A 400-nucleotide genomic window follows, 5' to 3' on the forward strand; every position below is an offset into this window, starting at 1 on the left:
GGCAGTCGACTGTGGGGGCTTCGTCTTCGCATTTTCTATACCTGGCGCCGGTGACTGGGGTAGTGGCGGTTGGTTGAAGGGCACTTGCGGCCTCGATTTCCGGGAGTCGCTTTCCTCCGTTGCCGCGATCCCCCAAAACTGCGCGATCTCGCGTGTGGAGGCGATGCCGACATCAATCATATAAGGCCCCGGAGCGCCGAGGCCGTTGCCGAGCGGCGTGCCGTGGCCCATCCCGGCGATCATGTTGATTTCGATCAAGGCTTCTCCCGCGGCGTTACGCCAGACCTGCTTTTCGTGCGGTCCGGCAGCTTCCCGACGCGTCCGCGCTTTCTCAAGCCGGTGGACTCCCCGCCATTGGCCTGCGATCGCTTCCGCGTTGGAAGGCGAAACCGTGTGGTCA

Annotated in this window: 1 pseudogene; it reads right to left on the reverse strand. The window is 63.5% G+C overall.

What is annotated here, in order from left to right:
• Positions 1–258: pseudogene (locus AC0L3I_RS37015) on the reverse strand (extracellular catalytic domain type 1 short-chain-length polyhydroxyalkanoate depolymerase); the annotation flags it as partial.
• Positions 259–400: the final 142 nt, after the last annotated feature.

Source organism: Mesorhizobium sp. WSM4840, assembly GCF_055811755.1.